The organism is uncultured Veillonella sp., assembly GCF_963524655.1.
Taxonomy (GTDB): domain Bacteria; phylum Bacillota; class Negativicutes; order Veillonellales; family Veillonellaceae; genus Veillonella.
On record NZ_CAURHA010000044.1, the window covers coordinates 1 to 16,568 of the forward strand.

Sequence of the window (16,568 nt, forward strand, 5' to 3'; positions counted from 1 at the left end):
GGTGCCAAAGAAGACTCGTAGGGTGAATACCCCAACATTTGACAGAGAGCCAATATATACCGTATTGGTTTGGAGTAATAGTCTTTATAGCTTCATTACAAGCTATGTGTTTTACAATTTGTGTTTTACAATTTGTATCTTACAGTTTGTAGTTTGTAGTTTGTAGTTTGTACCTTGAACTTCACATGTAAATATGTTATTCAAATTTTGTTTTTAAATTTTGCCTTGCTCTTTCATTTCAGCTAAAAGCTTTACGATGCGAGGCCCACAGCCTTTACCACCGCAAGCACCCGTACCAGCACGAGTTGCTTCTTTTACTTCCGGAAATGTATGAGCACCATCTAAAATGGCTTCTTTAATCGTTTTGCGCGTAATGCTACGGCATGTACACACCTTTGTAAGCTTGTCCAGAATAGCCTCTGGCACTTGATTATCTTCAAAATTCATATGTAATTCCTCATCTATTCACTTGAATATCTATATACTGTATCGATTTAATATATCGAAAATTTACGATTTCTGTACTTAGTATATCATACTTAGCAAATTATATCGATACTTTTTAATATGGTGAAGAATCTAAAATAAAATTTGAAATTAAGCTAAAACCCTATAAAATAATGCTCACAATGCGTTCAAAGAATTGCAAAATAGTTTGTTGTAATGGAATGAAGATCTTACTTGCAATTGGTGTATTAAGCACTAAGATAAGTACAATCAAGCTGACAAAGCTTAACCGTTCCAATGTAAATTGCAAGTCTCTAGGCAACAAGCTTGTAATAATGCGACTACCATCAAGTGGTGGTATGGGCATCATATTGAGAATGGCAAAGTTAATATTATATACAACAATCAGTGTCAGAACTAACTCTAATGAGTCATTTGTCAACAAGCCGTAGCTTCCAAGAAAACGAAGTGCTAAGTAGCCTAAAAAGGCCATCAACACATTAGACGCCGGTCCCGCAATAGATACTAAGATATAATCTGTGCGAGGATCGCGGAAGTTAGACGTATCAACCATTACAGGCTTAGCCCATCCAAACCCACCGATAAGGAAGGCTATAGAGCCGATTAAATCAAGGTGTGCCACGGGATTTAAAGTCAAGCGGCCCATGGAGCGCGGCGTAGAGTCGCCGAGCATATCTGCTACCTTGGCATGAGCAAATTCATGCCCTGCAGCTGCAATGATAAGCGCTGGAATAGACGCTAAAATCATCGTTAAACTAATACCAGAAAATAACATAAAACTCCTTTATTGTTTAGCTTCCCATGCGGTGTAGCCGTCTTGAATGCAACGAATGGCATTCAAGGTACGCGGATAGCCGATGTACGGTACGCATTGGGATGCGATATTAATCAAATATTGTTTGCTGTTCCCTACGTTCAAGTTGCCTTCTACGTGAGCCTTCAGCTGAGGTTCACAGCCACCTTGAGCGGCCAAGAAGCAGAAGGTAATCATTTCGCGATGAGCTACGCTAAGGCCTTTGCGAGTATAGTAATCACCAAACATATTGGCCAGCCACTTCTTGATGTGACGTGTATCCTCAGGACCTTCTTGATAGGAATTGCGCACAGCTTCACCAAAGATTTCCACTTGTTTTTCTACACCTTTTTCAAGACGAGACTCACCAGTGATCGTGCTTCGAGATGGATCAGTAATGGTTTCTCCACGATAGTCAAAAATCTTGTTCGTCACCTTAAAGAATGGACGCACACGACCAATACCAAGATATGGTACCGCCTGATAAATGAGCTCCACCACTTCGTCAGGAATCAACCCAAAGTTGAGCGCTGCTGGTAGCATCAATGCGTATTCATCAACGGCAGAGGCACCAACTAAGGTAGCAAGGATAGCCAAGAAGCGATCCTTTGCAGGCACATTGCGGCCTTCTTCAGTGATGACTTCATCAAATGCGAAATTATCAAACAAAACTTCAAACTCAGGATCAATATAACCTGCTGGAGCTGCAATATCAGGGAACATGCGCTCCGTATAGGCTTGAGCAAATTCAGATTTGGACATAGAAAAACCTCCATAAACAACACTGGTGAAAGCCCAAACGAGCTTTCACCAGCAATAGTTATGTAATTATTACGGCACGAGCCATCAAATTATAATGCTGGGAAAGAGAAGTCAGTACCGTATACTTCTTTCCAAGCAGCCATGAACATATTGAATTCGTTGCTACCAGGTTGGATTTGATATACTTGACCATCTGGGGAGAAACGATATACAGTATGCAAGCTTGGGTGTACAAGATATTTGAATAATGTAGCTTCGCCGTATTGGTTATTATGCATGTTAATTACATTAATACCAAATACATAGTTACGGCTGCTATCGATACCTTTGAACTCAGATGCTTTATCGAAGAAATACGTTTCTGTACCATTTGCACTGTTTGGAACCTCTGGGTAGTTAGCCAAACCATTCCAGTTTGCTGCATTTGCAACGCCACCCACTAATAATGTACCTGCTAATACAAATGCACCTAATAAATTTTTATTCATAATGCTCTCCTTTATGCCTCGAAGGCAAATCACAATCGGGTCATTCTCTCCATGACCTATGTACAATACGCTATATGTATAGTATATCACATTTTTAATAAAATATAGGATACCTTAGATTACAGAATTTATGCATATGAGGCTTCAATTAGATTCTATATATACCGTATAATTACGGTTCATGGTGAAAGCAAGATTCACCATAACTATACTCATTAACCTTTGAAAGATTCTGTAGTTTTAGTATTTGCGTTGTCGATTGCTTGTAATAATTTATTAAGCAACTCACGCATTTGACGCGTTTCTTCTACGTCGAAAATGGGACCTGCTGCTTCAGACAAGCGACGCGGTACGTGAACAGCTTCCTCACGTAATGCTTTACCAGTATCCGTAAGGGTTACCATAACTACCCGTTCATCTTGACGGCTACGTTTGCGCTTTAAGAATGATTTTGCTTCCAACTTCTTTAAAAGTGGTGTTAACGTACCAGAATCAAGACGCAATACTTGACCCAACTCTTTTACGGACAAATCACCATATTGCCACAATGCCATCATTACGATGTATTGAGTATATGTCAAATTTAAAGGATCTAAGTGACTGCGATATGCATTAACAATCTCCTTCGCCACTACATAAAGTGGGAAGCTTAATTGATTTTCTAATCTTAAATATTCGGAATCAGGAACATCTTCTTTATGTTCGTAACCTGCGAGTACGCCGATTTCTGCCATATTCTACCTCCATATGCACACAATTATCTACTAATTAATTGTACACAATTTTCCAGTAAGCAGTCAACGTTAAATCCCTACTTTGTACAGATATTTGTAAATTTGTCAATTAATTAATATTTTTTTTGTTATTCGTTAATAATTGCCAACTTCTATAGAATTTATGGGCAAAATTCTTACCATAAAACTGTGAACCTATTAATAAATTTTTTTGATATCTGAATTATGATCACATACCATTACCCACTTTCTAAAACGTTTTAAGACAGATATAATGATCTAATTTTGTACTGATATTACTATACATTTAACTAAAATGTTAAAAATATAATTTTATACAATTAATATTATAAAATTTATATCTAATTTTGTCAATATCTCACTTATAATTAGTCAATACATTAATTATAAACAACAAATATTTCTCTTATCCCTCTTAGGTTCTATTACCTTATCCTACGTATCACCTAAACTACTTCATGTAGTATAATAAAAGAAACTCTATATCAAATTTTATTTGTCATAGGAGGCCCACATGAATACCTTAGAATGTATTAAAACTCGTCATAGTACGCGTAAATTTAAAGCTGATCAATTATCTCGTGAGCTCATCGATGAAGTGCTCGACGCTGGTCGCCGTGCTCCATCTGGTGGCAATACACAATTAACACATTTCATGGTCATTACAAACCAAGATGTGCTCAACGAGTTGGTAACCCTCGTGCAGGAAGAATACGGGAAAATGCCGATTACAGAAAATACATTACCCTACATGGTGAATATCATTAAAATGTCCGCTGAAGGCAAGTTTGTATTTAACTATGGGGCACCTGTACTCATCGTATTGGCTAGCAAACCAAGTTATGCCAACAACTTTGCTGACGTGTCTTGCGCGATGCAAAACATGATGCTTGCGTGCAACGAACTCGACCTTGGTAGCTGCTGGGTTAACCAAATCCGTCACCTCCAAGATAACGAGCGTATTCAAGCTAAAATGCGTGAACTCGGCCTCGGCGAAGACGAAAAAGTCTACGCTAGCCTTGCTATTGGCTATCCAGACATGCCAAACGGCCTTAATCGCCGCGAAATCGAGCCAAAAGGCTACAAAGTAACATATGTAGACTAAAAAAATAACGATTTTTCTATCAACAATTGCATTCTACAATAAAGAAATTGAAGAACAAATAGCTTTATTGTTAAATAAATTTGCTGACAAATAGAAAATAAAAGCGCTATCAATTCCACTTCTCATACAGAGTTTTTATCGGAATTGATAGCGCTATTGTATTTAGAATATAGTATTACCCTTCAAATACCCGTTTGCGAGCTGCTTTTACAAGGACAGAATTGTCATCTTCTACTACGTGGTTAGATTTGTAAGCCCAACGTAAAAGTAGTGCAGAGTTTGCTACTACGAGAAGGCTACCACCGTTATGAACGAGGGCGCCCCATACGATAGGTAACCCACATAATAGGATGGTGAACCATGCCCAGTCAAATGGCAATCCTAAGCGAACACCTAATAAACTAAATACTACGCCGATACCGCCGGCTACTAATGTGATCTTTTCTCTATTTAAATTGAACCACTCTGCTGCTTTACTCCACCGTTCCATATTACCTCCTGTGAAAGCTTATATATAATGATATGTACACATTTGTTGTGGTCTACATACATGCGTTCATGTATATAACACCGTAAGGTAAACATTCTTTCATTTTATGATTGACCTTTACGGTTGGGATGGCGGCTTCGTTGCTCTCGTTGGGGCATGTATCCTCTCCATCGTATTCCTTCTTCTCACTCTTGGAGATAAAGGACACCAATAATAAAAAACTACAACAAACCGTTGTAGGAATACAAAAATCCCCTAGTAATCTAATTACTAGGGGATTTTAAGTTATGCCATGCATTTTAATGTATATAACTTACTTTAATTTAAGCCACACACAATGAGCCGTCTAATACTTTCAAATTATACACGAGACCAAGTCGTGCCAAACCGTGCAATGCAACGGCTGTCACAGGATCAATAAGTCCCAATACGCCAGTACCAATGATAGCAACGTGGAATAGAATGGATACGATGAGCAAGCCTAAATGAGACTGCTTCGCCCCTTTTGAAAGCTCCGATACAGGAGAATTATCATCAACGAGGGAACCCATCATTAGGGCCACTAGAATGAGCTCAAGGGAACATGGACAAAGTACAAGTAACAATGTAACAGTGTGCACGAAATCTTGAGTCAATGCAAAAGAGCCCATGGACAGCAACATTACAGCTACAACGATAACGGATGAATAATTGTTGATGCCCTGACGCAATGCTACGAGCTGAGCCGGCATGGCTGGTAACATATCATTATCTAGTGTGTAATGTGCCTCACCCGTAATGAGCTGTTCCAAAAAGAAACCAGCATGGACGATGATTCCTACATACGCCGCTGTATGATAATCACCAATGGCGATGAGCGCTACCATAGCAATAACAACGAGGAAATTAGCATGAATCTCTAAATTATCCCAAATACTGTTAACGCTGTTAATGAGCAATGGCAACCCACAGACGATAACCGTGACCCAAGCCAAATCGATGACTGGATGCATCGGCTCCGTGATTAAATCTAATAGTATAAATAAAATGCCAAGCGCCAAAATGGCACCTTGCGTGCGCAACGATACTTGCGCGGCTAGTGATTGTAAAAACTTCATATAGACCTCTCTATAAACTAGAACCGGCCTTACTAAATCCGGAAATAAAAAACTGTACCCATAGGGGTATATCTATGGTGTAACTATTATACATAAGATACAAGAAATATACAAATCAAATTTTTCGATGAGGAATAAATGACTTATCCTTAATAGGTCTCAGTTGAAGATACTAATTTCATATAAACAGAAAAGACTCTATCTCTAAAAATGACCTACCCTTAAGAGCTTTAGTTGAAAGCTCTTATTTCTTTATTAGACGTAGAAAGAACAGGTCCCTAAAAACGACTTAGCTCGCTTTGGAGGCTTTTAGGGACCTGTTCTTTCGGTTAACTAATATGAAATTAGAGCTTCAACGCCTCAATCCATTCTGCTTCTTTAAAGCCAACGAGAACTTTGTCTTTTAGAACCAAGATAGGACGTTTTACTAACATGCCATTAGATGCTAATAAAGCTACTTTTTCTTCTTCGCTAAGATTTGGCAATTTATCCTTTAATTGTTGTTCACGGTAAATCATACCAGACGTATTAAAGAATGCTTTCAAATCCTTGCCAGATTGTGGGTACCAAGCAGCGATTTCCTCAGCTGTAGGATTTTCGGCTTTGATATCACGAGCCGTGTACTTAACTTTATGATCATCTAAGAATTTCTTTGCTTTTTTGCATGTTGTGCATTTAGGGTATTCAACGAATAGCATAGGTTCTCCTTATATCAATATTCAATATTATAACAACTTACTTATATGATAAGTGTACCAAATATATCGAAAATTATCAATATCTTATTGGCAGTCCACAGACTCTAATGCTTCACAATGCTTAATAGATGCTAGTGCTTCATCCATACCTGTACTAAGTTTTGCTGTACGTATATCAACATCCATCTGCAAACGTAAAAAATAACCTTCTGAAACACCGAAGTATTTTGCTAGACGCAAAGATGTATCTGCAGAAATAGACCGTCTGCCATTTAGGATTTCTTGTATTCGTGAGACAGGCACATGTATATCCTTAGCTAATCTATACGCAGATAACCCTAAAGGCTCCATAAACTCTTCCTTCAATATTTCACTAATGGTAGGTGTAGGAATAAACTTTTCCACAAAAATCCCCTCTCTATCAATGATAATCAACAATTTCTACATCATAAAAGCTATTAATATCTTTTACTTTAAAACATAGTCTGTACTGGCTATTAATCCGCAAACTATACTGACCAAATCGATCGCCTTGGAGCAATTCCAATCGGTTCCCCGGTGGCCAACGTAAATCTTGTAATGATTCAGCATCATCAAGTAGCATCAATTTACGAAGTACTAAACGTTGTATAAACGGAGAAAATCGTTTAGAAAAGCTTTGGTAATAAACTTTTTCTGTTTCCTTATCCTTAAATCCGATAATCATAGGATCTCTCCTTCGATTATACCTGTTAAACAGGTATAAATCAATAATATATACCTGAATAACAGGCATATTGGAAATTAAAATTATTCTGCTAGTGATTTCGGTGAAAGATTTCTAGATAATACTAAAAGAATCCTACTTTTGTAGTGACTCTATTGGTCACCTATTTCGGAATGTAAGGATCTACTTCTATCAACTTAATTGAGTTGAGGAATATCATCAGTTATTTTATGACAAAATATTTTTAGAACATAAAAAGACCTATATCCTCTACCATCTCATGTACAAGGTACATATTAAAGGTGTAGAGAATATAGGTCTCTTATAATTTTGAGAGTATTGAACTCTTATAAATCAATAAGTCTTAATCTTTCTATTGATAGTGCTATTTGTAATACTATTTATAATACTATTTATAACACTATTTGTAATACTATTTACAGCAAGAATGTTAAGCCCATAGCCACGAAGATGGCTGGCAAGAGGTTGGCAATACGTATTTTACCAGGCCAGATGAGGTCGATACCGACGCAGAAGATCAAAATGGACCCTACGTAGGAGAGGTTGTCGATAGCGCTTGGTGTCATCAACGGTGCTGCAATGTGTGCCATAGCAGTGATAATCCATTGGGTAATACCTACAGGAATAAAGGAGAACAGCGCCCCTCTGCCCATGGAGGATACCATAACCATAACGATGATACCGTCGAGGATGCCTTTCAGTAATAGCGTCTGATAATTACCAGTAAGACCGTCTTGAATAGATCCCAGTACGCCCATAGCACCTACAGTAAAGGTAAGTGATGCGGTAATGAAAGCATGGGTAAACTTTGGATCACCAGCGTTACCTGTGCGAGCTTTCACCCAGTCACCAAAGACAGTAATCCAACGATTGAGGTCGATGACCTCCCCAATAATGGCGCCGGCCACCATGCTAATAATCATCAGCATAGGCCCCGTCGTTTGCAGCGTGCCGTTCACGATAACGAGCATATACTGCATTGCGCCGCTCATACCGAGGAGCAGCACGATGATACCGCTCACCATCATAAGCGTCTGTTTTAAATTTTCTTTCATAAACCGACCGAATGCGAGACCGCAAAGGCTGCCGGCTATAATGAGGCCAATGTTAATGGCCGTTCCCAAACCAATCATATATTTCCCTTCTTTAATTGTGAAAGTAACTGTGTTAAATCAAATTTAGTATAGTAACCATGTTAAATCAAATTTAGAATAGCAATGGTATTAAATCATGTTTAGTATAGCAACTATATCGAAATAAATCAATTTATATAGTGTAAAACTAAATTAAACGGCAAAAAGCCTCCATCCACTTAAGGATAGAGGCTTCATGCAGGTTTATAGCGTTTGAGAGAGAAGATTATGAGAGTTCCGCTTTGGAGAGATAAACGGTTAAAGTCTACAATCTATTAAGGGCGACAAAATATTTAGTCATTTGACTTATAAAATTTACTATGTTATCAGCCTTCATCGTCCACAGGTAGTCGCACTGTATCTGCACTTTGATTTATCTCATCAAAACAAGGACAGTCTTTACCGTGATCGTTGATAAGGCCGCTAGCTTGGAGGTGCGAATAGATCGTAACAGGACCGACAAACTTGAAGCCCCTTTTCTTTAGGTCTTTGCTAATCCGCGTAGAGAGACCGTTCTTAGCGGGCACCTGCCCATCTGGATGTTTGTCATAGATAATGGTCTTGTTATTTGTGAAAGCCCAAATATAATTGCAAAACGAACCAAATTCAGATTGAATACGTTTAAAAGCAGAAGCGTTATTAATAATCGCTTCGATTTTTGGACGGGACTTGAGCATACCCTCGGTTTGCATAATCCGGTTGATGTCGCTTTCACCATAAGAAGAGACTGCCTCAATATCAAAATTATCAAAGCAGCCTCGAATAATGTCGCGTTTATTTAAAATAGTAAGCCAGCTAAGGCCACATTGGAGGCTTTCAAGACAAAGATGTTCAAATTGAAGCCTATCATCATGAATTGGTCGGCCCCACTCATGATCATGGTACGCCTGATACAAAGGCGTCGTCGGCCAGTCGCAAGTTGCCATTACACACCACCATGCGCCCATACGAGGACGTCATACATGAGCGCCACCACGAGGCCCATCAGGAGATGTCCGCCTACGTAAAATGGCACGAGATAATAGATGAATAACAATAGAGAATGCAAGGTTTTGCGGAGCCATACAATCGGTGTAGACGTGCCGTCACCCACCTTGCCGTCGAGCCAATTATGGACGATGTAAATGGGCGTGCCTAAACGATGAATCCAATCGGGCACACGCACTCTAGGATTTAAGCCAGGGCAATAAAAAATCACGAGCGGCAAAGCCACCGCATCAAGGATAAGCAAGACGGTTAACATCAAAGCAAACCAATCAACTTCGCCTTCCCACGTGAGAGGATGTGCTACAAAACGAGCGCCCCACAAATAGGCTTTGTATACGATATACGGTTCTAATAGCCATAATAAGGGCTTCACTACACTCATGGGACTACCTACGCCAAACATAAAATAATAAAAACTACGCATTTGCGTAGTTGTTTTTATACTAATATTATATCAGATTTTGGCCTTTTTGTGGGGGTAAAATTAACAAAATTTTGCTAAAATATACAATTTATAGTAGTTATCAATACAAAAACCCACTATATAAGCCATTCCTTACCATCACCTCATATATACTTATTTCTCATCAAATTTATGACCAATTTTGATAAATCTCTTAGAAAAAAATATCGTAAAATATAGCATTAAACATCACATAAAAACTAAATTCTTAATTTAAGAATTTCTATCAATACTATGTGGCATTTTACGCCCATACCCTATGTTATTATAAATACAGGTAGTAAATACCGTCTCACTTTCTACGTTAAACAACGGCAAAAAGGGCAGCCACTAGGGGCTGCCTTTTTTGTATGCCAAAATAGTTTTAACTATATTTTCTTTTAAGCTGTTTAGTTATCACTAATAATAATTTTAGTTACCTTGCTGCCATTGTGTTCAAAAAATATACCTACAATATTGTCACTATTATAACGTAGATATCCATAGAACAATTCTCCATACGACTTAAAAATATAATCATTTAGTTATATAATTATACTTAATAACATAACCAATGGATTATGACAGTATCAATAGATATGAGAGTATAAACGGGAGATACTACTATGACAAAACTACTACTATTAGCAGGTGCTTTCATAATAAGCACTATATTATCACCAGTAGGAGCCGTCGATGTTAATATTCCTGGTGCAGATTCGAAAATTCCAAAGGATGCCTACATAAATTACCAAACAACGAGCCCTGATATCGAAAAGGATTTAGCAAACTATGTAGAAACATTAAAAGCAACCGACAAGGCTAACGGTATTAGTAAAAAAGAAATTGAGTATGCTAAAGCCGCCTCTATATATCGTAGTCAACATTACCATAATACAGTCATCTCCATTCACGACAATTACAACCAAATTCGGCTTTCATTCCCTGTAGCGGGCATAAAAAGTGATTATAATATAGGGCGTTACAAAAGTCCAAGTCGAACTATTGAGGACTATCGAGTGTTAACCAATAATGGGAGTCTCAATTTAGAAATTGACTATGCTGATTACAAAGACTATGACTGGCGTAACACAAAAATAGCTTATGAAAAACTAACCGACAAGAATGTTCGTGATTTCTTTCAGGACATGGCAAAACGTAATCCAGCAAAACACATTTCTGATATAAAGGGCACTGTATTTTCATATCCTACTGTCACCTACAGCACTTGGGATAGTATGAAGATGCCGCACTTTGAAAACGGTAAAAAAACAACTCTTACCATCGACACGATCAATTTTAAATTTAAGGGCTATAACATGCGTCATCCCTTATATCATGTAGGGTTTGTCTATTATGACAACAATCCCGTTCTGAACAAGGTTCCTACAGATAAATTATTGGCTAATTATGTGCTTCCTTCTGTGCAAAATCTAAATGAATTAAATCAATATTCACGCATAGAAAACTTAAACGGTGTACAATACCGCGTACCAAAAGACGCCATATACATAGGTGAGGAAAAGGGCACCGAATACCAAGATATTAGATCCTACAAAAAAGGGGGCATAACATTCTTTGTTTCTACTAATAATATCCCTAAAAACCCATATGCGCGCAATCTTGTTGTAAACGGTCATTACAATTTTAAAATTAAATTAGATACGTTCTGGGATATTTACTATTACCAACCAACATCAGATTATATTAATTATACCGTTATATGGAATAATAATATTCCTGGATTATCCACACACATCTATACACCTCATAAGGATGATCACATCCTAACCTTTCAATCCTATGATGGGACCTATGGATTTACCTATACCATCTTTTATCCAAGTTTTTTAAGTGCTGAGGAAGTTCAAAAATTACGGAATATGATTGAGTTTTTTGAGTCTACTAATAATCCTAGCTTTAAACTAAAAAAGCATGTTTTATTCCCCGATACAGAGGAGATCCATACCCATTAAAACATCGTTCAAAATCAACCTAATATTATCAGACGTGTAAACCAAACAGCCAGTACTGCAAATCGCAATACTGGCTGTTTTTATATCTCTCTATTTCTTTATAAGTGTATATTTATCTCAAATACAGCATTCACGGTACTCCAAAGAATTGAATGAACATCCTCATTTGTTACGTGAACAAACTAGCCCTCTATAGCCTCAACTACTTCGCCGATGTACATATAGTGTGGTTCCCAACGTTCTTTACCAACTTGAGTATACATAGACGGATTCGCCGCATAATATTCCTTTACATTATCCGCTAAATGAGTCTCATCAAATTGATGTTCATACAGTTTTTTACATACAAATGTTAACTCTGCTTCTTTGAAGGTTACTCCATCGCCGGCTGCCACTGGTGTTAAACCAGAGTTAGCTACCTTATCTTCATCGCGGCCAGAATGAGAACCTAAATAACCAAGAGCCTTACGTTGGCTTTCAGGGAAGAAACTAACTGTAAAGGTATCGTATTTCGCCATGAATTCTTGGGTATAACGAGCTGGATGAATGTACACTGTCACCGTAGACATGTCGCCACCATTAGGGCCCCATACGTTGCCCATACTGCCCCAGCTAACTGTACATGTATTGAAATCATCAAGCGTGCCTGCTGTAACAAGAGCCCAACGCTCTTCAAACATGGTAAAAGCCTTATAATCCTTCGTTTCAAATGGTTTCATAATGACCTCCAAACATAGAATTTACTTAACAACAGTCTCATCAAAATGTTCTTTATACACTTCATAATACACCGCATCAGCGATATCGTAAAACTCTTTATTTCGTGAATCTTTCACAACTGGTCTGCGCAAAAAGGCGCCTCGATCGATAGGCCTAGGCGTTCCATCAAATCCAAAATGACTGATTTCCTCTTCATCGCGCACAATACCTGGATTAGACCACATATCTTCATTCATAGTCGCATCTGCATCAGTATTAACGGTTGTTGTTCCCTGCTGTTGAGCTCGATAGGCCTTACTAGCTGCGGAATTACTAATATCATAGGTGAAAGTCATGTCTTTAACGGTAATCACCTTTTCATCATTCCACTGATACGCTTTATATACCATCGCACTAATCGTATAAACAGGTGGCTCAAAGCCAATTACCTTCACCGTATTCACGTCAATATAGGACGCGCCACGCTCGTCTACATTAGGAATATCCGACACAAACTGAGAAACCTGCTTAAACTGCGGCTGAGACGTAAGCTCCTCAATCGTGATTGCTTGAGTAGGCATGGCAAAAACTAGCATAATCCCTAGAGTTATTAAAAATCGATGTAACATATATCCTCTCGTCTTTCTAAACTTTTACAACATAAATAAACACAACCTTATAAGCATAAGTATACTATGCAACTAAAAAACGAGCTACTAAATCTACATAGTAGCTCGGCTTTTTAGTTTATTTGACATTTGAAATAGATTAATAGTTTAGCAGTGGAATGCTTAACACAGTGGAGACGACAATTAAGATATACACCACAAGACATAGTTTTAACAAAAGCGCTAAACTGACAAACAGGACTTTATAGATAAGTGCTTCTTGTTTCTTAGATCGTATCCAGTCTTTAATTTCATAATATATTTTGGGTTTGTTAAAAGCTGGCGGTAATAGCTTACACCATAGAACAAGCCACAGAATACAGCATATATTACCAAATAGAAAGAATAAAAACAGGCCAAAATGCTCCACTGAATATACTTTTAATACATAGATACCATAGAGTAGCTGAGTAAACGTCTCTACAAAGTTAATCCATAGATAGACAAGATAAGCCTTAAGCAAAAGCACTAATATAGTTTTGATGTATTTGAGTTTGCTCATTGGCTCTCTCCTATCTAATACCATAAAACTTAAAAACAAAATTTCTTATTGAGTTAATATTCTAATCCACTCCATATACCAAGGGTTAAAGATTGGATCCGCATCAAACTTCTTTTTATGGCTATCACTTATACGCCATTGAGGTACTTTTCGTAAACTTTCAACATTATCAAAGCTGACATACTCAACCATATCACGCAATTGTTTATGCTTATACGGTGATTTACTTTCATCATAATCAATGCGATAACTATAATAATATTCAGAATCCTTTGTAAAATGGCGCAAATAAGACTCGCCATGAGGTTTATATCGATCAATTAAGAATCCTGGAAGACCATTATTCCAAACTGTTGCATACTGTGTAGGAGCCTCAAGGTCACCATATTTATTCAAAAATACAAAAATTTGTTTTTTTGCCAAACTTTTATCAACAACATTAGGTTCTATTTGAAAGCGTAACACACGAATCTTAATTCCTGAGGCTTCATAAGTACGAACCTCATATTTATTATCTTCCAATGCTTCCCTCACAAGCTTAGCCTTTTTAGGAATACGATAGCTAAAATTGTCCCAATGCTTAACATGGCTATAATTATCTAACCCAGATAAGGGCTCAATAGATGGAATAATATAATTACTCATTACCACTTCAGCAAATTTATCTTGGTATGGATCATTCACATCCCCGCCACCAAGATACGTAATACCATAGGTAGTGTTCGTGTTCTTAGGCGTAAACTCTGTATACATTACATGTGTCTTGGCTTTAAGGATTTTCCAAGATGCATTTTCTAAGCCTGGATATGTATATACACCTTCATTATGTATATATTTACTAAATTCTTTGCCGTGTGGTGGCCCCACCATTAAAATGCTTGTAAAACCACGAACTACAAATAAAGGGCCATCACTCGATTTAGATTCAACCGTATCTCCACGCAAGCTAATATTTGGTACAGATAAACGGATATTATTCTTTCCTTCATGAAGTAAGATGACAGTAGATTCTGAGAATTCCCCTAGCTTAACAGCTTGAGCCAATCCAGTTTTCTCCTTAAAAACCTTTTCTATCGCAATCTTGGGTTTCTCCACACTTTTCTGTACTTTAACGCTAAATTCCTCCGCCTCTTGTATTGCCTTTTCATTAATATGAGAATAATTTTCGTAAGCATTGGCGGGAATGCTCGCATCTGCACCTGGAACTGGTGGTTGCCACTTTGGTACTTCGATCTGCACAGCGCTTACATGCATGGTAAAAGCAGTCGCTAATGCCATCATGATTATACTTTTACGTAACATAAAACCCTCTCTCCTCTAAGTTTTACAACACAAAATTACACTTACTTCTTGTCTTTCTTAGTTTTATTTTTATTACTAATATTAACACTTTTCTTACGAAGTAATTTTACATTACCAAAGTCTGAGAACTCTACCGTATTTCTTAATTGTATATGAGAGTACGACGCAGATCCATCAGTATAGAGTAAATCAATAGCATAATAATATTTATCATCTCGAAGAACTCTATGAATTTTAGATTTCTTGCCCTTCTGATAATTATCAATCATATAACTTGGCACACCATTGTTCCAAACAGAAGCAGATTGAACTAATGCCTCATTAGATAATGGTTGACCTACTTTAGATGCATTAATAACCTTTTTAAAAGAAAAGTTACCATATAGATTATCCACTTTTACAGGCCATCTAAGCACAGAAAATCTTGCAGAGGGTCCTACATACTCTCTAACTTCAGTCGTAGTATTATCCAGATTTCGCTGAGCTTTCAACTTCATTCCCTTTGGAATCCGATATGTTAAATTTCCCCATGTAATCGTTTCACTATACGAATCCATATCATCCAGAGAGTGAATGGACGGAATGATATAGTTACTCAATACCTGTTCCATTTTTTCTGTAACAGGATGATTCCGATAAGCAATTCCAACGATATATGGTCGATTTGGCTGGTCTTTAAGACGCACTACAGCACCCATCATAGGATTATTTTGATTTAAGAATTTATCATTCACAAACCAGGTCCCCTCTGTTATCTCTGGATATAGGAATTGCCCTTTCTGATCGGCTTTTGTCTTAACAATATCAAGAATATCCGTTACATTAGACCCCAACATAAAGAGTGTATTTCGCTCAGTTAAAAGCTGTAAATCTTCTTTCTCATTAGAACGACTACGAGACAAATAGTCCCCTTCTAGTATGGCTGCTGGCATACTAGCACGAATATTATTATCTTGATCATGTAACAAGATTACCGTTGATTCATTCGCAGCTAAATCTATTTGATTATAGCCCCGTTGAGCCTCTGCATCTAACTTATCCTTTGACAACTTACCATTAGCAACCATTTTATCTAACTTATCTTGGTATTTGGCCTTAGCCTTAACAATATCACTAGATTTATAATTACTAAGATTACCTGCCCGATAGTTCTCATACGCATTAGCCGGAATACTCGCGTCAGCACCTGGCATAGGCGGTTGACCGGCTGGGACTTCGATTTGAACAGCGCTAACATTCATGGTGAAAGCAGTCGCTAATGCCATCATAATTATACTTTTACGTAACATAAAACCCTCTTACCTTTTTTCTCTCATATTTACAATATAAATAAGCACAGCCTTATTAGCATAAGTATACTATGCAAACAAGACTGTGCCTATTATTAATAATTTTATAATTTAGTATGTATAAGATTTGCTTCTAATTGATATTTATAAGGTTTATCTCAATTTGACGATATATATCTTTATCCCT

General features: G+C 37.5%; 19 protein-coding genes. 2 read left to right on the top strand and 17 right to left on the bottom strand.

The annotated features are described in order from the left end of the window. Positions 1 to 213 precede the first annotated feature (213 nt). The 5 genes from RYM16_RS08045 to RYM16_RS08065 all read right to left on the bottom strand — a co-directional run bounded on the left by RYM16_RS08045 (position 214) and on the right by RYM16_RS08065 (position 3,245). The gene (locus tag RYM16_RS08045; protein ID WP_009352375.1) at positions 214 to 447 is read right to left on the bottom strand and encodes a (2Fe-2S)-binding protein; all 234 of its coding nucleotides are present in this window, start codon (positions 445 to 447) and stop codon (positions 214 to 216) included. A gap of 163 nt (positions 448 to 610) precedes the next feature. Further along, a complete protein-coding gene (locus RYM16_RS08050) occupies positions 611 to 1,243 on the bottom strand; it encodes a site-2 protease family protein (RefSeq protein WP_314983264.1) in 633 nt (210 codons plus the stop codon). Positions 1,244 to 1,252: 9 nt separating this feature from the next. Next, positions 1,253 to 2,023 (bottom strand): carboxymuconolactone decarboxylase family protein, encoded by a 771-nt coding sequence (locus RYM16_RS08055; protein ID WP_314983265.1) that lies wholly within the window; start codon positions 2,021 to 2,023, stop codon positions 1,253 to 1,255. A gap of 89 nt (positions 2,024 to 2,112) precedes the next feature. After that, positions 2,113 to 2,511 carry a hypothetical protein gene (locus RYM16_RS08060; RefSeq protein WP_296003298.1) on the bottom strand — a complete coding sequence of 133 codons (399 nt, stop codon included), beginning with the start codon at positions 2,509 to 2,511 and terminating at the stop codon, positions 2,113 to 2,115. A gap of 215 nt (positions 2,512 to 2,726) precedes the next feature. After that, on the bottom strand, positions 2,727 to 3,245 hold the full coding sequence (locus RYM16_RS08065; RefSeq protein WP_314983266.1) for a MarR family transcriptional regulator: 519 nt from the start codon (positions 3,243 to 3,245) through the stop codon (positions 2,727 to 2,729). Between the two features lie 535 nt (positions 3,246 to 3,780). Between RYM16_RS08065 and RYM16_RS08070 the strand changes: the two genes are divergently transcribed. Beyond that, positions 3,781 to 4,371, top strand: coding sequence for a nitroreductase (locus RYM16_RS08070; protein ID WP_314983267.1), 591 nt, complete (start codon positions 3,781 to 3,783; stop codon positions 4,369 to 4,371). A gap of 175 nt (positions 4,372 to 4,546) precedes the next feature. On the opposite strand, the gene RYM16_RS08075 is transcribed toward RYM16_RS08070, so the two are convergent. The 8 genes from RYM16_RS08075 to RYM16_RS08110 form a co-directional block, all read right to left on the bottom strand. Beyond that, the gene (locus RYM16_RS08075) at positions 4,547 to 4,861 is read right to left on the bottom strand and encodes a hypothetical protein (protein ID WP_314983268.1); all 315 of its coding nucleotides are present in this window, start codon (positions 4,859 to 4,861) and stop codon (positions 4,547 to 4,549) included. Positions 4,862 to 5,184: 323 nt separating this feature from the next. Then, positions 5,185 to 5,958 carry a hypothetical protein gene (locus tag RYM16_RS08080; RefSeq protein ID WP_314983269.1) on the bottom strand — a complete coding sequence of 258 codons (774 nt, stop codon included), beginning with the start codon at positions 5,956 to 5,958 and terminating at the stop codon, positions 5,185 to 5,187. 344 nt (positions 5,959 to 6,302) lie between these two features. After that, entirely contained in the window at positions 6,303 to 6,656 is a 354-nt protein-coding gene (locus RYM16_RS08085; protein WP_009352301.1) for a Spx/MgsR family RNA polymerase-binding regulatory protein, read from the bottom strand. An 84-nt stretch (positions 6,657 to 6,740) separates the two neighbouring features. Continuing rightward, complete coding sequence (locus tag RYM16_RS08090; RefSeq protein ID WP_314983270.1) at positions 6,741 to 7,061, bottom strand: HigA family addiction module antitoxin; 321 nt, start codon at positions 7,059 to 7,061, stop codon at positions 6,741 to 6,743. Between the two features lie 16 nt (positions 7,062 to 7,077). Further along, positions 7,078 to 7,362 carry a type II toxin-antitoxin system RelE/ParE family toxin gene (locus RYM16_RS08095; protein ID WP_314983271.1) on the bottom strand — a complete coding sequence of 95 codons (285 nt, stop codon included), beginning with the start codon at positions 7,360 to 7,362 and terminating at the stop codon, positions 7,078 to 7,080. 437 nt (positions 7,363 to 7,799) lie between these two features. After that, a complete protein-coding gene (locus RYM16_RS08100) occupies positions 7,800 to 8,516 on the bottom strand; it encodes a DUF554 domain-containing protein (RefSeq protein ID WP_314983272.1) in 717 nt (238 codons plus the stop codon). Between the two features lie 326 nt (positions 8,517 to 8,842). Further along, positions 8,843 to 9,442 (bottom strand): DNA-3-methyladenine glycosylase I, encoded by a 600-nt coding sequence (locus RYM16_RS08105; protein ID WP_314983273.1) that lies wholly within the window; start codon positions 9,440 to 9,442, stop codon positions 8,843 to 8,845. Continuing rightward, complete coding sequence (locus tag RYM16_RS08110) at positions 9,442 to 9,885, bottom strand: hypothetical protein (RefSeq protein WP_314983274.1); 444 nt, start codon at positions 9,883 to 9,885, stop codon at positions 9,442 to 9,444. Before RYM16_RS08110 ends, RYM16_RS08105 begins: the two co-directional genes overlap by 1 nt. A gap of 686 nt (positions 9,886 to 10,571) precedes the next feature. On the opposite strand from RYM16_RS08110, the gene RYM16_RS08115 reads away from it, so the two are divergent. Next, positions 10,572 to 11,921: a hypothetical protein gene (locus tag RYM16_RS08115; protein WP_314983275.1), complete on the top strand. Its 1,350-nt coding sequence runs from the start codon at positions 10,572 to 10,574 to the stop codon at positions 11,919 to 11,921. A 182-nt stretch (positions 11,922 to 12,103) separates the two neighbouring features. Here RYM16_RS08115 and RYM16_RS08120 read toward each other — a convergent pair whose 3' ends face one another. From RYM16_RS08120 to RYM16_RS08135, 4 genes are all read right to left on the bottom strand, one after another. Beyond that, entirely contained in the window at positions 12,104 to 12,640 is a 537-nt protein-coding gene (locus RYM16_RS08120; RefSeq protein WP_314983276.1) for a flavin reductase, read from the bottom strand. A gap of 21 nt (positions 12,641 to 12,661) precedes the next feature. Further along, positions 12,662 to 13,249 (bottom strand): hypothetical protein, encoded by a 588-nt coding sequence (locus tag RYM16_RS08125; protein ID WP_314983277.1) that lies wholly within the window; start codon positions 13,247 to 13,249, stop codon positions 12,662 to 12,664. Positions 13,250 to 13,835: 586 nt separating this feature from the next. Further along, the gene (locus tag RYM16_RS08130) at positions 13,836 to 15,092 is read right to left on the bottom strand and encodes a hypothetical protein (protein WP_314983278.1); all 1,257 of its coding nucleotides are present in this window, start codon (positions 15,090 to 15,092) and stop codon (positions 13,836 to 13,838) included. Positions 15,093 to 15,133: 41 nt separating this feature from the next. Continuing rightward, positions 15,134 to 16,381 (bottom strand): hypothetical protein, encoded by a 1,248-nt coding sequence (locus tag RYM16_RS08135; RefSeq protein WP_314983279.1) that lies wholly within the window; start codon positions 16,379 to 16,381, stop codon positions 15,134 to 15,136. Positions 16,382 to 16,568 lie beyond the last annotated feature (187 nt).